The organism is Lentibacillus sp. CBA3610 (assembly GCF_013373365.1).
In the GTDB taxonomy this organism is placed as follows: Bacteria; Bacillota; Bacilli; order Bacillales; family Amphibacillaceae; genus Lentibacillus.
Map to the genome: position 1 here is coordinate 2,113,475 of NZ_CP035925.1, position 18,333 is coordinate 2,131,807.

General features: G+C 42.0%; 15 protein-coding genes and 2 pseudogenes. 2 read left to right on the top strand and 15 right to left on the bottom strand.

The genetic code is table 11. The features are described from left to right. Positions 1–36 precede the first annotated feature (36 nt). The 14 genes and pseudogenes from Len3610_RS10625 to Len3610_RS10695 all read right to left on the bottom strand — a co-directional run bounded on the left by Len3610_RS10625 (position 37) and on the right by Len3610_RS10695 (position 15,911). Positions 37–878 (bottom strand): annotated as a pseudogene (locus Len3610_RS10625) (carbohydrate ABC transporter permease). A 19-nt stretch (positions 879–897) separates the two neighbouring features. Continuing rightward, the gene (locus Len3610_RS10630; protein WP_176447926.1) at positions 898–1,791 is read right to left on the bottom strand and encodes a carbohydrate ABC transporter permease; all 894 of its coding nucleotides are present in this window, start codon (positions 1,789–1,791) and stop codon (positions 898–900) included. Positions 1,792–1,958: 167 nt separating this feature from the next. After that, entirely contained in the window at positions 1,959–3,329 is a 1,371-nt protein-coding gene (locus Len3610_RS10635) for an extracellular solute-binding protein (protein WP_176447927.1), read from the bottom strand. A 271-nt stretch (positions 3,330–3,600) separates the two neighbouring features. Further along, positions 3,601–4,506 carry an N-acetylmuramic acid 6-phosphate etherase gene (gene murQ / locus Len3610_RS10640; RefSeq protein ID WP_176449628.1) on the bottom strand — a complete coding sequence of 302 codons (906 nt, stop codon included), beginning with the start codon at positions 4,504–4,506 and terminating at the stop codon, positions 3,601–3,603. Between the two features lie 97 nt (positions 4,507–4,603). Further along, positions 4,604–5,794: an exo-beta-N-acetylmuramidase NamZ family protein gene (locus tag Len3610_RS10645; protein WP_176447928.1), complete on the bottom strand. Its 1,191-nt coding sequence runs from the start codon at positions 5,792–5,794 to the stop codon at positions 4,604–4,606. 29 nt (positions 5,795–5,823) lie between these two features. Continuing rightward, a complete protein-coding gene (locus tag Len3610_RS10650) occupies positions 5,824–7,137 on the bottom strand; it encodes a 6-phospho-beta-glucosidase (protein ID WP_176447929.1) in 1,314 nt (437 codons plus the stop codon). Between the two features lie 2 nt (positions 7,138–7,139). Beyond that, positions 7,140–8,114, bottom strand: coding sequence for an N-acetylglucosamine kinase (locus tag Len3610_RS10655; RefSeq protein ID WP_176447930.1), 975 nt, complete (start codon positions 8,112–8,114; stop codon positions 7,140–7,142). Between the two features lie 84 nt (positions 8,115–8,198). Continuing rightward, positions 8,199–9,068 carry a carbohydrate ABC transporter permease gene (locus tag Len3610_RS10660; protein ID WP_255259561.1) on the bottom strand — a complete coding sequence of 290 codons (870 nt, stop codon included), beginning with the start codon at positions 9,066–9,068 and terminating at the stop codon, positions 8,199–8,201. A 12-nt stretch (positions 9,069–9,080) separates the two neighbouring features. Next, a complete protein-coding gene (locus Len3610_RS10665; protein WP_176447931.1) occupies positions 9,081–9,950 on the bottom strand; it encodes a carbohydrate ABC transporter permease in 870 nt (289 codons plus the stop codon). Positions 9,951–10,081: 131 nt separating this feature from the next. Then, positions 10,082–11,392 (bottom strand): ABC transporter substrate-binding protein, encoded by a 1,311-nt coding sequence (locus Len3610_RS10670; RefSeq protein WP_176447932.1) that lies wholly within the window; start codon positions 11,390–11,392, stop codon positions 10,082–10,084. 112 nt (positions 11,393–11,504) lie between these two features. Next, the gene (locus tag Len3610_RS10675; protein WP_176447933.1) at positions 11,505–12,668 is read right to left on the bottom strand and encodes an exo-beta-N-acetylmuramidase NamZ family protein; all 1,164 of its coding nucleotides are present in this window, start codon (positions 12,666–12,668) and stop codon (positions 11,505–11,507) included. A gap of 20 nt (positions 12,669–12,688) precedes the next feature. Beyond that, positions 12,689–13,816 (bottom strand): annotated as a pseudogene (locus tag Len3610_RS20930) (serine hydrolase domain-containing protein). 251 nt (positions 13,817–14,067) lie between these two features. After that, the gene (locus tag Len3610_RS10690; RefSeq protein ID WP_176447936.1) at positions 14,068–14,928 is read right to left on the bottom strand and encodes a MurR/RpiR family transcriptional regulator; all 861 of its coding nucleotides are present in this window, start codon (positions 14,926–14,928) and stop codon (positions 14,068–14,070) included. Positions 14,929–14,945: 17 nt separating this feature from the next. After that, complete coding sequence (locus tag Len3610_RS10695; RefSeq protein WP_176447937.1) at positions 14,946–15,911, bottom strand: N-acetylglucosamine kinase; 966 nt, start codon at positions 15,909–15,911, stop codon at positions 14,946–14,948. A 358-nt stretch (positions 15,912–16,269) separates the two neighbouring features. On the opposite strand from Len3610_RS10695, the gene Len3610_RS10700 reads away from it, so the two are divergent. Together Len3610_RS10700 and Len3610_RS10705 are read left to right on the top strand one after the other, a co-directional pair. Then, a complete protein-coding gene (locus Len3610_RS10700) occupies positions 16,270–16,848 on the top strand; it encodes a Uma2 family endonuclease (protein ID WP_176447938.1) in 579 nt (192 codons plus the stop codon). Positions 16,849–17,007: 159 nt separating this feature from the next. Further along, positions 17,008–17,247: a thioredoxin family protein gene (locus Len3610_RS10705; RefSeq protein ID WP_176447939.1), complete on the top strand. Its 240-nt coding sequence runs from the start codon at positions 17,008–17,010 to the stop codon at positions 17,245–17,247. Between the two features lie 79 nt (positions 17,248–17,326). Here Len3610_RS10705 and Len3610_RS10710 read toward each other — a convergent pair whose 3' ends face one another. Continuing rightward, positions 17,327–18,232, bottom strand: a complete 906-nt coding sequence (locus Len3610_RS10710) for a LysR family transcriptional regulator (protein ID WP_176447940.1) — start codon at positions 18,230–18,232, stop codon at positions 17,327–17,329. Between the last annotated feature and the right edge of the window lie 101 nt (positions 18,233–18,333).

An 18,333-nucleotide genomic window follows, 5' to 3' on the forward strand; every position in this document is an offset into this window, starting at 1 on the left:
GCACCCATTTTTTGTCAGTATAACCTGGTTCTGAATCTAGCCTTTTATCGCACCTTCTGTCATACTTTGGCAATTCGCTGCTGGAAAATCGCATAAAGGATAATGACCGGAACAATCGCAATGACAAGACTTGCGAATAGCGTTCCCCATGCGTTTGTATACTGGGCCTCACTGCTGATAAAATCAATGGCTAACGCCAGCGTGTAATTCCCTTCCGATTGCAGGAAGATGAGCGCCATAAAGTACTCGTTCCAGAACTGAATCGCGTTCATGATGGTAACCGTAACAATGCCTGACATGGATAGCGGTGTAATAATCTTCCACAAAACACCATAGGGTGACATGCCATCCATTGCAGCTGACTCTTCCAGCGATTTTGGTATGGTGCTCATAAAACTTGTCAATACAAAAATCGAAAACGGCAGCTGGCTGATTGCATACACAATCGCAAGTCCAAAAATATTATCCAATAAATTGAATTGAGCCAGCAAGAAAAACAGCGGAATCCAGCCGAGTACCATTGGAATCATCATAGCTGAAATGTACAATGTAAATAAAAAATGACTTCCTTTAAAACGTATCCGTTCAAGCGCATATGCAGTCGGGATTGCCAGCACCAATGTCAAAACAGCCCCAACGACCGTCACAATCAAACTATTGAAGACACTTGTATCTATATTATATTCGGTCCATGCCGTAACAAAATTCTGGAAGTTCCATGTTTCCGGAAAGCCCCACGGATTAGCGTATATTTCCGCATTCGACTTAAACGATCCAATAAACATCCAAATCAGCGGGTATAATACCGCAATTGACCACAATATCAATGGAATCCTGATGCCTGTTCGCGATATCATTTCACTTACACTTCGCTTCATGCCGGTTTCCTCCTCTCCATCAGTATTCCACCTTTTCCCGACGCAGTAATAGCTGCAGGAATAATACAGTAATTAAGGAAATGACTAATATCATGACACCAATCGCTGCTCCGTATCCAAAATTATACTGCTGGAAAGCCTGTTGATAGAGATAGGATCCCATCACATGTGTCGCATTATTCGGTCCGCCCCCGGTCATAACTTGTACAATGATAAACGAGCCATTTAACGTTGTAATCACAATATATAGAATGGAGATTCTAATCTGTGGCCATACAAGTGGTAGTGTAACTTTCCAAAATTGCTGCCATTCATTTGCCCCGTCAATCCGTGCCGCTTCATAATAGCTTTTCGGGATATTGGCAATCCCGCCCATTAAAAGCAGCATAAACAACCCGATACCGGCCCAAATAGACGGCAAAACAAGACTGGTCAAAGCCCAACTTTCATTCCCCAACCAAGCCCTTGTCCACTCTTCAAGTCCAAGGAATTCCAAACCTGAATTAATCAGACCCAAATCCGGATTGTAAATGAACGCCCACAAGATACCAATGACGACAACAGACATGATATTCGGAAAGAAAAAGATAATCCGGTAAAACGGGGCTTCCTTAATTTTCAGCTGGGTCAAAGCAACCGCAATAAACATTGCCATAATCATAATACCGATCACTTTTGTAATAACCAGGAAATAGTCATGCCAGATGGTCGCCGGTATAATCTCATCCTTGAATAATTGTATATAGTTGTCGAATCCAACAAATTCCCTCGCCTGTGACGAACCCGACATTTCAAAGAACGAATAATATAGTCCGCTGAATAATGGGTAAAGCGTAAAAATACTGAACATAATGAACGTTGGAATCAGGCAAAAAGCCAGAAACAGGTACTTTTGTTTTTTAGACTGTACCATTCAATCACACTTTCTTGTGAAAATAATGGTATGGAATGCAGTAAAGCAGGGTGCTCTCTGCATTCCATATGACTTACTGTTTTTCCGGAAGATCCGCGACTCAATCGATTTGTAAGTCTCTGGTCGCGTTTTCTGCCTACTCGTTTATTTGGCACTTCAATCGAATATTACTGGCTGTTCCGATACTCAGCAGCTGCTGCCTCTGCTTCTTCGACAAACTCTTCTGCTGTTATATTACCCAGCATCAGGGAAACGAGTGAATCACTGATCGGTGTTTCCAAATCCGCACTCATCGGATGTGGCTTATGATAAATTTCGGCCTGTTCCGGATCATTAATCATTTCGTTTGCATCAATCAAGTATTGCGGGACGTTTTTATTTGATGCCAAATCAACACCTTCAAGATTCATAATCGCCCCGGTATGCTCAGAGAAAAGACTCGCATACTCTTTCGTGTAAACAAACTCAACAAATGCTTTAGCTGCTTCAGGATTTTCGGATTCCTCAGCGATCGCCAACGGACGCAGATCAGGGACAACAGCCATTGGTTCGCCCGCTTCATTCATTGGTGACGGGATGAAACCATACTCCAGATCCTCTGGTTTGTCACCTTCCATTTCATTTGGCAGCCAGAAGCCTACAGGTATATAGGCATTGTCGTGAAGCAGGAAATTCATTTGTGATTGCGTATGGTTAATCGCACCAAATCCTTCGTCAATATAACCTTCCTGCTGCATTTCCTCCACTTTCTTCATAACGTCAAGGACAGTATCACTCGTCCAGGCACCTTCAGCACCGGTAATCACGTCATTTAATAATTCGTTTCCGCCAGCTGCTCCAAACGCCGGATAAAGCATACCGCGCAGGAAATAATATGGATGTTGGCCACTTGTTGTAAATGGCGCAATACCTGTATCTTCCTGGATTTGTCCCATTGAACTCATGAAGCTGTCAAAATCAGTTGGTACTTCCCAGCCGTTTTCTTCAAACCAGGTAATATCATACCATGTACCCCACGTATCAAAGACCAATGGCAAACTGTAGATACTTCCGTCAAAATCGGATGGCGGTACGATGAAACTATCCATCAAAGGCGTTCCATCCACTTCAATATCTTGTACCCAGTCAGTCAAATCCATCAGCTGACCGTCCTCTACCATTTGTGTTTCACTTGATCCGGCACCATCAATATAAACAACATCAGGCGGATCTCCGGATACCCAGCGGGACCTCATTTCTTCGTTAATATTCGGTCCGGCATGTTCAACAATTTCCAGGTCAGGATGCTGTGCCTGAAAATCACCAATTACCTCTTTCCACCATGAGTCACCATAACCACCGACAAAATACTGAACCTCCAATGTTCCGCTCAGACCTTCGCCATCGCTTGTGCCGTCACTGATTTCTTCACCTGAGCTGTCACCGCTGTCGTCAGACGAATCTTCTGTTCCGCTGTCATCAGAGCATGCTGCCACGAATACCAGCAGTACAGCCGCCAGCAATACCAGCAATAAACGCCCCTTCAATCGTTTTTCCACAATTTCTCCCCCTTTGGTTTTTATGAAACAGTGAGTTGGTTTGTTTATAATAAAATTGTTCGTTAAGCCAAATACTTGACCACTTTCAGGAATGATTTCAAGTTATGTTATCGTGTATCCTTGTCTAACTATATGTATGAAATATTTAAAAAATTACTATTATTGAATCGGAATCAGCTTGTTTATGGAGGCTTACCGGATATTGAGCAATAGTACAAAAAAAGCCTGCATCACTTCATGTGACACAGACTTTCAGGTTAATTTATGATACTCATAAGCGGGAAAAATAATCAATTGCCTCTCTGACATAGCCTTTTGTATATGTGATCGCCTCTTCTGCCTTTCTATAGGTTACATCAGCTTCAATCATTACGATAGCTGGCTTCACTTGATAGTTTGTCTGTTTAAGTACATTTTCCGCTTCACCATATGAAACATTTGTTGCCTCTATGATTGTGCGCTTTGCTCTTTCTTTCAGTTTATAGTTGCTCGCATGAACATCCACCATCAAATTTTCATGAACTTTGCCTAATCTAACCATCGTGGCTGTACTCATCATATTCAGAATCATTTTATGTGCTGTAGCTGCTTTCATTCTTGTGGACCCTGTCAAAACTTCCGGCCCAACAATCACTTCAATCGGGCAATCTGCAAAGTTGCTGATCAGCGAACCTTGATTGCATGATAGTGAAATTGAATAAGCCCCGATTTGCTGTGCATACTTTAAAGCACCAATCGGATAAGGTGTTCTTCCGCTTGCGGTTATGCCGACAACAACATCTTTTTTTGTAATATTGCGCGCCTTAAGATCTGTTTCGCCCTGTGCTTCCAGATCTTCAGTGCCTTCAACAGCATTGAAAAATGCAGCATCACCTCCAGCCATAACTGTTTGCACCAAATCTTTCGGTGTCATAAAAGTCGGCGGACACTCTGAGGCATCAAGCACACCCAATCTGCCACTCGTTCCCGCTCCTATATAAAACAATCTCCCGTCACTAAGAAGTGCCGTACTGATTTGTTCAACAGCACTTTCCACATGAGGCAACACAGATTCAACGGCCAGTGCTACCTTCTTATCTTCATTATTGATTGTTTGCAAAATCGACATCGTATCCATTTGATCCAGATGCATACTATCCGGATTTCTCTTTTCAGTCGTCAGTTCAGACAATTCCATTTTCATGATGATCTCCTTGTCTCGTATATTCAAAACCTATTTTAAGTTTCCAGTCGTGATGCCAAAATAGTTCGTGCAAAGAAAACGGTCGAATCATTTAACTATAAAGCAAATACTGATTTCTTACTTCTGAAATCCACTGATTCAATTCAGCTGTCCATGAGGCAATGATCTTATCAACCGATTCCTGATTCATAATCATTTCAGGGACCTCACGATTGCCAATAATATTGACATAGCCGGATTCCATGACAAAGTCATCAGGACTCTGATTTCGCATCGCATCAACTAAATGTAAGCCTAACGCTACTAAATCTATTTTAGATGGGTCGACAATGTGCACCTGAACGCCTCCAATTAATTTACCTTCGTCTTCCCCGTGCATCGGTGTAAAATAAACCGATCTGAATAGAACACCGGAAAGTTCGCGATTATTCATTTCCTTTTCCAATTCTTCTCCATTAACCCACGGTGCTCCAACAAGTTCAAAAGGTTTTGTGGTACCAATACCGGTTGATAAAGTCGTATCGGCAAGCAATTCAGTTCCTGCATATAAATATGCGCTTGCTTGAGTTGGTATGTTAGGTGACGTCATAACCCACGGGAGCCCAGTATCCTCAAAATGCATCGCACGTTTCCATCCCCGCATTTCAGCAACTTTTAAATTGACGTCCAAATTGTATTCATGATTCCACATGGTAGCCAGCTCGCCAACGGTTAACCCATGACGGACAGGCAGCAAAAAACGCCCCATAAAACTGACGGCATCAGGAGAACGCAGCGGCCCTTCCACCTTTGTACCGCCAATAGGGTTCGGCCGGTCTAATACAATTATTTCCTTGTCAAATTCAGCCGCTGATTCCATAACAAACCCAAGCGTGTAAATATAGGTATATACATTGGAGCCGATATCCTGAATATCAAATAATAAGACATCTACATCTTCTGTCATCTTTTTCGTTGGCTTCCAGGAAGATCCATACAGACTGTATACAGGTAAACCTGTCCGCTGATCCATGTAAGTGTCGACATGTTCTCCGCCTTCCTGATTGCCTCGTATGCCATGTTCAGGACCATATAAAGCAATTAAGTGAACATCCGGGTGTTGATGCAACAAATCAATATCACTGTTCAAACGGCGGTCCACGCCTGTTGGGTTCGTTATAAGCCCGACATTTTTATCTTTCACCCAATCCAGGTGCTCATTTAAAAAAACGTCAATACCCGGAATAACATGTTGATTATGCTTCCTCGGGTCTCTTTCTCGCATTGTTATTCCTGTCTCCACACAAACACTCCCAGTAAAGTAATATATATCTATGCGAATTGCGGTAAAAACTTTTTATTTTCATGTAAGATATCATCAAGAAGCGGCTTTGCTGTATCAACAGATGTTACTAACGGATGAACCATCAATGCCTGTAATGCTGCATCGTAATCGCCTTTAACCGCGGCCTCCACTGTCAACTCTTCATAAGCCTTCACAACTTGCAGTAACCCGCGTATATGTGCTTTTGGCTGCGACTCAATCTGAATGGGATGTGCACCATCTGCGTCAATAACACAATTAACTTCCACTGAAACATCATCATTTAAGCAGGGCAACACGCCATTGTTCTGAACATTAACCGTTTGGATATCCTTTTTGTTAGTATAAATTGACGTGATCAAATTAACGGCTGCCAGGGAATAATATGCCCCGCCCCGTTTCTCCAGCTGTTCAGGCTTATGTGATAAATCGGGATCTTTATATAACGCAAATAATTCCTCCTCAAGCTTTTTGACGACTTCTGCCCGCGTTCCTTTTGCCTCCAAAGAAGCCAGTTCATCATCAAGCATTTTGTCGGTCATATAGTAATAACGGAGATAACCGCATGGGAGAGCCCCGAGCGAACGTAAGAAATCACGATCCCAGCCAAAATCCGGTATATTTTTAACACTCAAGCCTTTTGTTCCGGGCAATTTATGAAGGATTTCATCAAGAATATCGTTTCCGTCAACCTGAATTTTTGTTGTCCAATTCAAATGATTAATACCGACCCATTCTAAATTGACTTGCGAAACATCTGTATTGGTCATGTTTGCGATAGTCATTTTGGTCCCAATCGGCAAGTTGCACAAGCCGATACTTTTAACATGTGTATGCTTGACAACAGCCTCTGTCACAATACCAGCCGGGTTTGTGAAGTTGATTAAAAATGCATTGGGTGCCAACGCCTCGATTTCCTTACAAATGTCAAGAATCACGGGAATTGTCCGTAATGCTTTGGCAAATCCGCCTGCTCCAGTTGTCTCCTGACCGATACAGTTATAGTTTAACGGTAGTTTCTCATCCCGGGTGCGGGCATCCAACTGGCCCACTCTAATCTGGGTCGTCACAAAGTCAGCATTTCGGATGGCCTCTTTTCGATCTGTTGTTAAATGAACCCGTATCGGAACACCGGCTTCTTCAATCATCCGTTGTGCCAATGCCCCAACAATTTCAAGTTTTTCCCGTCCTGCTTCAACATCTACTAAAAATAAGTCCCTGACAGGCAATTCATCATATTGGTGAATAATTCCTTCAATTAACTCCGGTGTATAGGAAGAACCGCCACCTATTACAGCAATTTTAAGTTCTTTAGTCGTCATGCTTAATAGCCTCCATATGAACTGAATTTAGTCAAAATGTCATCATTCGCTTTAATGTTGAGGTGATCCATCGCCAGTAATATGGCGCCATATACCGGTTCCATCTCTAAATTAATGAATTCGCTTGCCGGGTTTTCGTTTTTCACTGTTTCTTCGAGCGTATTCAAAAGATATGGATTTTTGCCTTCTTGCAGCACCGAGCCAACAAGAACAATTGGAATTGGTTCTATCTCAAAATTTCCTAATCGCTTAATAACTGAGTTGGCAGCCAATCCCAGTTCCCAGCCGACTTTTTTCAGAATATTGATGGCTTCAGCATCTCCCCTATCAGCTGCCTGGTGTACTGTTAGCGTGAATGTTAAAGGAAATTCTTCATGCAAATGGTCCAAATAATAATGATACATGTCTTTCATACGTTGAAAACCAACACTTGCCGGCAGCATTTCGGTCAGCAATGTTTGCGGGCCTCGCAGTTCCCATGCACGTACGGCTGCCCGAAACGCTTCCAGGGCGATAAAACCGCCTCCTGCGCCATCACCAAATCTGTAACCGAAGCCGCCTGTTTGGACTGTGTCCCCGATACTGTTTCGGCCTGCAGCGTTCGTTCCCGCTCCGCACACCAGAACCACGCCTATATTTGTACGGCTTCCTGCCCGGAGGCCCTCCAGTGTGTCAGGTGCGAGATCCCAGTCTTTAAATGGTAACGTTGCCAAAGCATTACGCAAAAGTTGAATATCCTTTTCTCTGTCTGCACCGGCCAGGCCAAATTGTGCAAAACTGATCTCACTCGGCTGAAGACGAGCTTCATTAAGTGCCTGGTTTACTGCTGATTGCATGTTTTCCAGAAACTTGTCAACTCCTGTCCCCTGATGATTGCCGTTACCGGAGATCCCTTGCCCCAACCGGTCTCCATTACTGTTGACAATAACGGCATATGTTTTGCTATTTCCGCCATCTACGCCAAGTATATAATCCAATCAGCCATTCTCCTTATTTGTGAAAAATTGTTTTTGTATCTTTAAATTCCAAAATGATAGTATGCTATTTTTTGTTAATACCTATCATCCCTTAACAGCACCCCTCATAACACCCGATATGAAGTGTCGTTGGAGAATTAAAAAGAAAATGATAATCGGTGCCATCGATATAAGAGCCCCGGCTGCAATCAAACGCCAATCTGATGTGAATGTACCGGAAAGCATATTTAATCCAAGCGGGAGTGTGAACATATCCTGATCACTTACAATAATCAATGGCCATAAGAAATCTCCCCATGCCGTAATAAACGTAAAGATAATCAGCGTTACGATCGAAGGTTTCACAAGCGGCATTAGTATTCTGAGCCAAATCTGAAAACTGTTTGCCCCATCCATCCGTGCCGACTCATCTAATTCTTTGGGGATGACGGTAAATGCCTGTCGCATTAAAAATACACCAAACGCCGTTGTAATATGCGGCAAGATCATACCAGCATATGTATTGCTTAATCCAAGATTTAACGACATGATATAAATCGGTATCATTAGCAGCTGGAATGGTATCATCATGGTACTTAAAATTAATATGAATATGACATTTTTTCCTTTGAAGTTCATTCTCGCCAGTGGATAGGCGGCAAGCGAGCAAAATAAAACATTAAAAAACACAGTAAAGACGGTAACAACAACACTATTAAACAAGTATCTCCAAAACGGGAAAGTCTCCATTACTTTAACAAAGTTTGTGAATGTCAATTGCTCAGGTATCAATTTGGGCGGGTACTGAAAGATATTTTCACCACCCGATTTAAGCGCTGTCGATACAAGCCACAAAAAAGGCCCAAGCATAAACAAAGTTAGTAATATTAAAAGGATGTAGGTTAATATTTTTTTAGTAACGCCAATAAGCCTGGTACTTAATGATTTGGGATTGTTCACAGAAGTTAAAGCCAATTGGTTACCTCCTCACGTAAGATTTCCTTTTTTGCCCATGAATTTAATATTGATAATGGAAAGAATCAATGTTAAAAGGAACAGTATAACCCCGGCTGCACTTGCATAGCCCATATTCAGGTTAGCGAAAGCCTCGTTATAAATGAAAAACACCAAGGTTTCGGAGCTATGGAGGGGGCCACCGCCTGTCATGACATAAATCTCCTCGAAAACTTTCATCGCAGAGATCGATGACATAATTGAAACAAGCAGAATAAATGGCATTAACATCGGAATTGTGATACGCGTTATTTGTTGCCACCAGTTTGCACCATCGATTCTCGCTGCCTCATAAAGATCTGAATGGATGGACTGCAAGCCGGCCAGATAAATAACCATATAATATCCCAATCCTTTCCAAATTGTCACGACCATGACGGCAAATAAAGCTGTGCTTGTTGACGTTAACCAGCCAATTGGTTCACTGATAATTCCCGCAAGTTCCAACGCATAATTCAGCAAGCCATGTTCTTTATATACCCAATCCCATGCGATACCTGCAACAACCAGAGACGTCACAACAGGTACAAAAAAGGCAGAACGGAAAAAGCCTATGCCCTTTACTTTCTGATTCACCAATACCGCCAAAAAGATCGGTACAATCACAAGCGCCGGCACAACGCCAATTAAATAAATAAACGTATTCATCAGTGTTTGCCAAAATAAATCGTCCTGAAATAAGGTCTCATAATTATCCAAACCTATAAATTCAGCATCCTGAATCATGTTATACTCAGTCAGACTCAGCCATATTGCCCGCATCATAGGATAAAATATAAATGCTCCCAGGATGATGGAACCGGGGATTAAAAACAAATAAGGTGTTAATTTCTGTCTGTTCATCCAATATCCTCCTATTTTCAGGAGATCCAATAAATGTTGCTTCTTCTCCGGTAATCATTTCAAAAACAAACGATAAGTGCTTATTCAAACGAAAGGATAGGGTCACCCCTAATCCTTCCGCTTGTCGATCATTACTCAGCTACAATCTCGTTCCATTCCTCTTCAGCTTGTGCAAGCGACTCTTCAGGTGTTGCCTCACCCATCATTGCCCGCGAAAATGCATCGTGCATGACTGTTTGCAAATCATTGAAGTTATCCATAGGCGGCACCAGCAGCTCTGCGTCCGGCAATTGCTCTGCAGATGTTTTCCGCACTAAATCAATTGGTTCTGCATCATCAGGCACGTCTGTAAAGTAAGGATCTTCCAAGGCTTCTGTTGACGACGGCAGAATCGGTGTTAACTTGGCAAATTCAACCTGATTTTCTGCACTCGTAATAAATAAAGCAAAGTCTACTGCGGCTTCCTGATGTTCAGTCTGCTCAGGTACAACGAGGTTTTGAACAGTCATGTTCTTTTTGCCCGAGTCACCTGTAATGGCTGCTGAAGGTACAGTATTTTCATAGATTTCCGGTGCGTTTTCCTGAATTTCCGCTATAAAGAAGTTAACACCAAATGCAACTTCTCCTGACTGATAAAAATTCGTTCCCTCACGTTGGTCACCCGTCAAAGATTCAGCAGGGATCAAGTCATTTTCATATAGCTCAGTGAAATATTCCAGCACCTCAACACCGTCATCCGTATTGAAAGCCGCTGTTCCATCTTCGTTCATTAATGGTACACCCATCAATTCCATATGCTGTAAAGGAAGTGAAAGGTCCAACGATGGAAAGTAGCCATATTGATCCGTTTCTTCTTGAATAATTTCTGCATATTCTTTTGCTTCTTCATATGTTTCCGGCGGATCTTCCGGGTCTAATCCAGCTTCCTCATAGATCGCTGAGTTGTTTAACGTCACCGCTGTGTCCAAATACCATGGAACACCGAAAGTCTCCCCGTCTAATTGATTGGCTTCCCAGGCACCATCAAGATAACGGCTTCTTTCCTCTTCTGAAACGGCCTCATCCATGTTTACCGTTGCATCCAATTCCGCCAGGCTGCCGCCAAACGACGGATTCAAATTCACGACATCAGGTGCGTTGTCAGCACTGACATCAGCTAAGATCTTCTGCTCAAGATCAGCAGCCGGAACGTCCAGCCAATTGATCGTTATATTTGGGTTTTCTTCCTCGAAATCAGATATCATGCCTTCAATATAATCCGTGAATGTTGGCTGTAACTGCATCGTCCAGAATTCAAGTGTTATTTCCTCGTCTCCTCCACCTTCTCCGTTTCCGTTTCCATCTCCTTCAGCTTCAGTTGTATCCGAAGAATCATTACAAGCTGCCACAACCATCATAATCATGACCAAAAAAGCCACGAATAGCAGGTTTTTTCTTTTCATTTTACTCTCCCCCATTGAATTGTTTTTGCAAATTAAAAACCTGACAAACCCATTTGTTTATACCATCACCACCCCCTTTTTGGTTTTACCTCATCGTTTTAAAATGGGGATCTTACTGCCAGTTACATGCGGGATAAAGTAAGTACGGCTTTCTTCGTTTAATAAAGTCTGCCGAATACGCCTCCCATTCTTCAATTATTTCTGAAACAGATCTTCCCCGGTTTAAATCTTGACGATATTTGGAACTCCCCCACAGTAAATCAATAAAAAGACTGCCCTCGGATTCAATCCATTCAAATTGATCCGGATACAAATGCCATGTTTGATCAATGATATGAAGTCCTGTTGCTGTGGGAATAAAACAGTCGCTATCGGTAACATGCACTTCAACGCCTTCAATTACCGCACCCTCATATTTTGAGAGTGCAGGTTTAAACATAACCGGCCGAAATGTCACACCGGGGAGATCCAGTTCATTCAGCACATCAGCCCACTTCTCGCCGTTTATCCACAAAGCACCAATCCAGCGAAATGGCATCGTTGTCCCCCTTCCCTCTGATAAGTTTGTGCCTTCAATAAAGGCTGTTCCGGGATAAATAAGGGACGTGGTAAAATTGGGAATATTCTGCGAAGGCGGTACCCAATTAAGATCTGTGTTTGAAAAGAGCCACTCTCTATCCCAGCCCTCAACCTTAACGATATGGAGATCCGCATCAAGATCGTTTTCATGCTTATATAAAACGGCCAGCTCTCCAATTGTCATACCGTGCCGAATAGGCAAGTCATATTGGCCTACAAACGAGCGATAGCGGTTCTCGACCCCAGCTCCTTCCACCAAAGTACCGCCAAGTGGATTGGGCCGATCCAAAATAACAAGCGGAACACCAGCATTCCCGGCAGTTTTCATGACATGAAACATCGTCGAAATATATGTATAAAATCGGACACCGACATCCTGAATTTCCAGGATCAGCGTGTCTATGTCTCTTAATAAGTGTTTAGCCATCTGTTTATTTTTCCCGTATAAGCTAATGATTTCGATTCCGGTTTTCGGGTCCACTTCATCTGAAACAGATTCCCCCGCTTGACCAACACCGTAAAAACCATGCTCAGGAGCGAACAATTTCGTCACATTGACACCTTCATCAATCAACCGGTCAATCGTTCTTTCAAATGATGAATTCAGGCCGGTGTAATTGGTGACAATTCCAACTCTTGCACCCCGTAATAATGAATTATATGGTTCTGTGAATAAGTTTTCATTTCCCAGTTTCATTCGTTAACCCCTCCAGGAACTTAATCAAGCACACTTGCCATCACGGCATTATGAAATAGTCTTCTTAACCTGAAAATGGAATGATCCCTTCCCAAATGAACCCTGTTCGTCAAAAGAACGACAAATACATCTTTTTCAGGGTCGATCCATAAACTTGTTCCCGTAAAGCCTGTATGCCCATAAGAATGTCGCGAAAAAAGTTCACCGGATGCGTCCATTATGTCTCCTTTTAAAACCCTCCCAAGCCCCCTATTGCCATCAAGCAATTCAGTATAATTGATGATTGCATTTTCAATGGTTACAGGTGATAATACCAATGTATCGCCAATCTTTCCTCTGTTCAGCCACATCTGAGCATATCGGGACAAATCACCGACTGTAGAAAACAAGCCGGCATGACCGCTTATACCACCAAGAGCTTGGGCTTTTTAATCATGAACCTCTCCCCATTGAAAGCGGCCAGCGTCTTCCCGGAATTCTGTTGCGGCAATACGGCTTTTTAATTGCTCGGGCGGATTAAAGTATGTATCAGCCATTCCAATTGGGTTAAAAATATATTCGTTAGCCGCCTCATCCAACGGTTTATTTAAAATGATTTCAATAATATCGCCTAATAGAATAAAACCCAAATCACTGTAAACGACACACTCCCCCGGCCTTCTGTCGAGCTCTTGCGAATAAATGAATTGTTTAACTTCATCAGGTTTCCAACTTGTAACGTCTTCACTGATATGTGGTTTCAAGCCGGATGTATGTGTCAGCAAGTGTCTGATAGTAACCAGCGATTTAGCTTCCGTTTGAAATGCAGGAATATAGGTGGAGACGGGTTCACTCAGTTCAATCAGCCCCTTCTCAATGAGCATCATGACCAATGGCAATGTCACAACGACTTTTGTTAATGACGCACAGTCAAAAATGGTATGTTTATTAACAGAATCCTTCACAGATGGATCCAACATGATGTTTCCGCTTGCAAAACTACCCACAATCACGTCTTCTCTGCCAACAACAGCCGCAGCACCAGGAAGTCGCTGAGCTTCTATTTCCCGGGATAAAATGTCAAAAGCGCTGCCTAATCGTGTCTTATCAATCGTATTCTGTGATAACGGCACATCTTTTTGCCGCGACATAAGAACACCCTTTTCCATGGAATCTTATCTTTCTCAATTTCTCCTGCAATCAATGAATTGTACTGCAACCAATCTACTAATTTGTGTTATAGGAATTCATCCCCAATAATACTTTTTAAAAATTAGGAATTCAATTGATGAACCGCTTTCAAAACATGTTTAATCACTCGGTTAATCAACTATTATTATAGGTTTTTTGAACTAATTTGTCAATCTAATTTTAAAATTATGTAATATAATTTCAGTTGTGGCATACAATTCTGCGATTACTAACTTTCCACATTTAATAAAGAAATGGCTTTCCTCGTCTCATCCAAGTATTTAATGGTCTCATCATATTCCACCGACGCCAGACACATGAACAGAACATCAATGACATGCAGCTGTGCAATACGAGACGATGTCGCACCACTTCGAAATGTCGCTTCCCTTGCTGCTGATGTATGCAACTGGATATCGGAAAACTGACTCAATAAAGAACTGCCGTATTTTGTAATACTGATTGTTGTCACTTCTTTTTGCCTGGCAATCTCCAGTAATTGACTTGTCTCTTTAGTGTTGCCTGAAAACGATATCCCAACAACAACATCTCCTGGTCCCTTATTGGCAATTGAAGTGGCAGCCATATGGGCATCTGAAAAAGAATAGGCATGCTTATTGATGCGGGTAAACTTTTGCTCGGCATCGCTGGCAGCAATATATGATGCACCTACCCCAATGAAGATGATCGATTTTGCATTCGATAAAGCAGTCACAGCCTCCTCCAGCTGCTTTTCACTCATAATATCAATCGTTTCCTTTAATGTCTGAATCGTATTTGTTGTCACCTTGTTAATAATGCTCCGGTAATCTTCGTTAGGATCGATGTCGCGATAGTCATCACCGGATTCTGCCTGAAGATCGCCGGCAACCCTGATTTTTAACTCCTGGAACCCATTGAACCCCAACGATTTGCACAAACGTATGACTGCAGCACTGCTTGTTTGACTCTTCTCCCCTAGACTTAAAGCTGTTAAAAGAATCGACTCTTCAGGATTGTTCAAAATATATTCAGCGATTTTTCTTTCTGATGGTGGCAAACTGTTTATCATTTCTTTTAAAATGACGAGCCCGCCTTTTGTGTGTGACATATGTATCACCTCTTCATTTAAATTGTTTCAATGATATTGTTGATAACTGTCTCATCTAATTCGCTGTTCTCCATTAAATAAGCGCCAATAACTGATCCCCCTACAGGAGGCATTTCAGGTAACGTAACGTCAGTCGCAATGTCATGATTCAATTCCCTTTTTATGAGCTCGGGCAGTATATCTTTTTCACTGAAAACACCACCACACAAAACAACCTCCGTTTCCTCGCCTGATTGGAAAAGTTTTTCATACACCGTTTCAATACTTATGGCCATTTCTTTAGCTGCCTGATGTAAAATGGCTTGCGCCGATGGGTCATGCTGTTTATAAGCTTCGAAGACAATTTCGGCAATTGGTGAAATTTTATTTTTGGGCGTTGTGGAGGAATAAACGTTTTGTATGAGGGATTGGGCATCGTTTACGTCAAAATGGGAATATATCATCGATAGCATAACTGTTTCGGGACCACGTCCATCTGCTGACTTGAGCGCACTAATAATCCCTTGTCTGCCAATATCATATCCGCTGCCTTCATCACCGAATAGATAACCCCAGCCACCGGCACGTTCATGTTTCAACTGACGATTGATGCCATAAGTGATTGATCCCGTACCGGAAATTTGTACAATGCCTGGCGCCCCGTATGTGCCTGAATATAGTGCGTTGACTGTATCAGCTTCAATACGAACCGGTATGCCATCAGGGAGGCATGATTCAATTAAATCGCTTAAAATCGTTTTATTCGCTTCATTACCCGCCCCGGAAACACCCGCACATACACTTTTAATATTTTTCATGGCTATGCCTGACGACTTCTCAATCGATATAAATAACGTTTCCAGTGTATTTTTAAGTTTGTGTTTTGAAGTGATATTCGGATTGGTTGAATTAGTTGTGTGTGCCACCACTACCTTCCCATTCATGTCGGCAATGACAGCTTTCGTTTTCGTCCCGCCCCCATCAATTCCCATTACGTAACCCAAATTCAAATCATCCTTTACGGCAATATATTTTCCTAGTATCCACAATATAGAACTTTATGTTAATTAACAAGTCTATTTTTAAAATTTTATTTCAAATTTTACTCAAAAAATTTTTATTAATCTATGTTTAAAAATAATACACAAGGGTAAACTTATAACGTAACGCTTTTCAATACTCCCCCTTAAAAAATAATGAAGGCTTGTCACCATATAGTTTGGTGGCAAGCCTTCTGTTTTCATTATTAAATTTCACAGTATAACCTCAAACTGAGCAGGAAAGTCAAGCAACTGCTCTCTTTTTCTGGTATATTGTTGCGAAAAATGTGATAATAAAAGTAGATTGAAGGGAGCGAACGTCATGTATGAAAAAAAACGCCATAAAAAGCCTGTTATTAATGAACCAGGCTGGACAGTAGACGATTATTACCAGCTGCTGGAAGATAATAACCAGTATGAGATAGTTAATAGCATACTTGAATTGAAGCCATCACCAAGTACAACACACCAACGCGTCAGCCACCGTCTGGAGCGAACGCTGACTGATTCATGCGAAAACGAATATATCATCATTGATTCGCCGATTGATGTCATTCTTTCCGACATCGAAATACGCCAGCCCGATATCCTGATGATTCACCGCAGCCGTGAACATATTATTGAGGAACATGCCATCGTCGGGCCGCCTGACTTAGTCGTTGAGATTCTCTCCCCCAACAGTGCCAACCGGGATCGGATGATGAAAAAAGAAAGCTATGCCACGTTCGGTGTTTCTGAATACTGGATTGTCGACTACAAAAATGAAGCCATCGAGCAATACATGCTGGAATCCGGGAGCACACAATATGACCTGATCAATGTTTTTGAGGCAGATGACACCGTTACATCGACCCGCCTGCCATGTGTTTCATTGACGGTCAAAGATGGACTGAAAATTTGACTTCACTCCGAAGCTCCAATCGACGGTACTCACCCTATCTCACCAACACGTTGAATAACCATAGCTTTTGCCTATCATAACCATAGAAAATGACTTATTGATAATCTATTGCCATCGATTTAAACTAGATGTATACCATTATTTGAGGAGGTCATACATTTGAGTAAAGCAACTTTTTATCATGCAGGCTGCCCTGTATGCCAGGATGCAGAGAAAAATATGCTGGGATTTTTGGACCAATCAAAGGTAGATTTGGAGATTGTTGACTTCAACAATGATTCCTCACGAATCAGTGAAGCGGAATCTGCCGGGGTCAAATCAGTCCCTGCAATCGTTTTAGATGGCCAACCCTACCACATTAATTATGGCGCAAGCATGGAAGACGTGAAAAACGGATAGATTTATAAAATGAGAGCCATCATGATGATGCGCTCTCTTTTTTAAATAAAGTGAAACGTCATTTAGTCGATTTTGTGTTTCACAGCGTCTGAACATCCTCTTTAATCAAACTGCTGGTTTCAGTCACCTGATCAATGAAAGCCCTTGTCGTGGCACACATGTACTTATCTTTTCGGTAAACAAACCCAATCTTTCTTTCCAGCACCGGGTTAACCAGCCTGACCTTGACAATATGAGAATTATTTAAAAAGTCCAGATATGGTGCAGGGAGAATGGTGACACCAATGCCTTCAGAAACCATTTGGGTCAATGATTCCAACATTGTCATCTCAAGTGTCGGGTGTAATGAAATCCCGAGCTTTGCACAATAAGAGTCGATTAACTGCCTGAGGAAGTAATTTTCGGGCAGCAAAACGGTTGGAAAATGCTCGAGTGTCTCCAGTTCAACCTTTTCCTGTGCAAGCGGATGACCCACTGGAACAGCCAAGGAAAGTTCTTCAGTGTATAAAGGAATCGATGCTAACTCCTCATCTTCTACTGGTAAAAATGAAATCCCAAGATCTAGCCCATTTTCAAGGAGCCCTTTTTTAATGTCGCCCGTTCGTAACCCGAACACCGATAAATCAACATTGGGATATGATTGCTTAAAGGTTGATATGGCAGGTGGCAGCAGGTAGCTGACACATGTCATCAGGGAGCCTATCGTGAGTTTTCCTGTCTGCAGGCCATTTAAATCTCTCAATGCAGCCTGGGCTTGTTCAATTTCATAAAACACCCGTTTAGTATGGTGTAACAGTATTTTTCCCGCTTCTGTCAAAGCTGTTTTTTTGCCAATCCGATCAAATAGTGGTATACCCATCTCATCTTCTAAAATTTGAATTTGCTGGCTCAATGTCGGCTGCGCTATATTTAACTTCTCAGCAGCTCTTGAAAAATGCAATTCTCTGCTGACCGCCATAAAATATTCAAGTTGTCTCAGCTCCATGTCATCCTTATCCTTTCAAACAATAGGTTATAACTATTATTATTATATAAATAATATAATTATACAATCGTTATGTTTTCGCCAGGCCTGCACGTTTGATA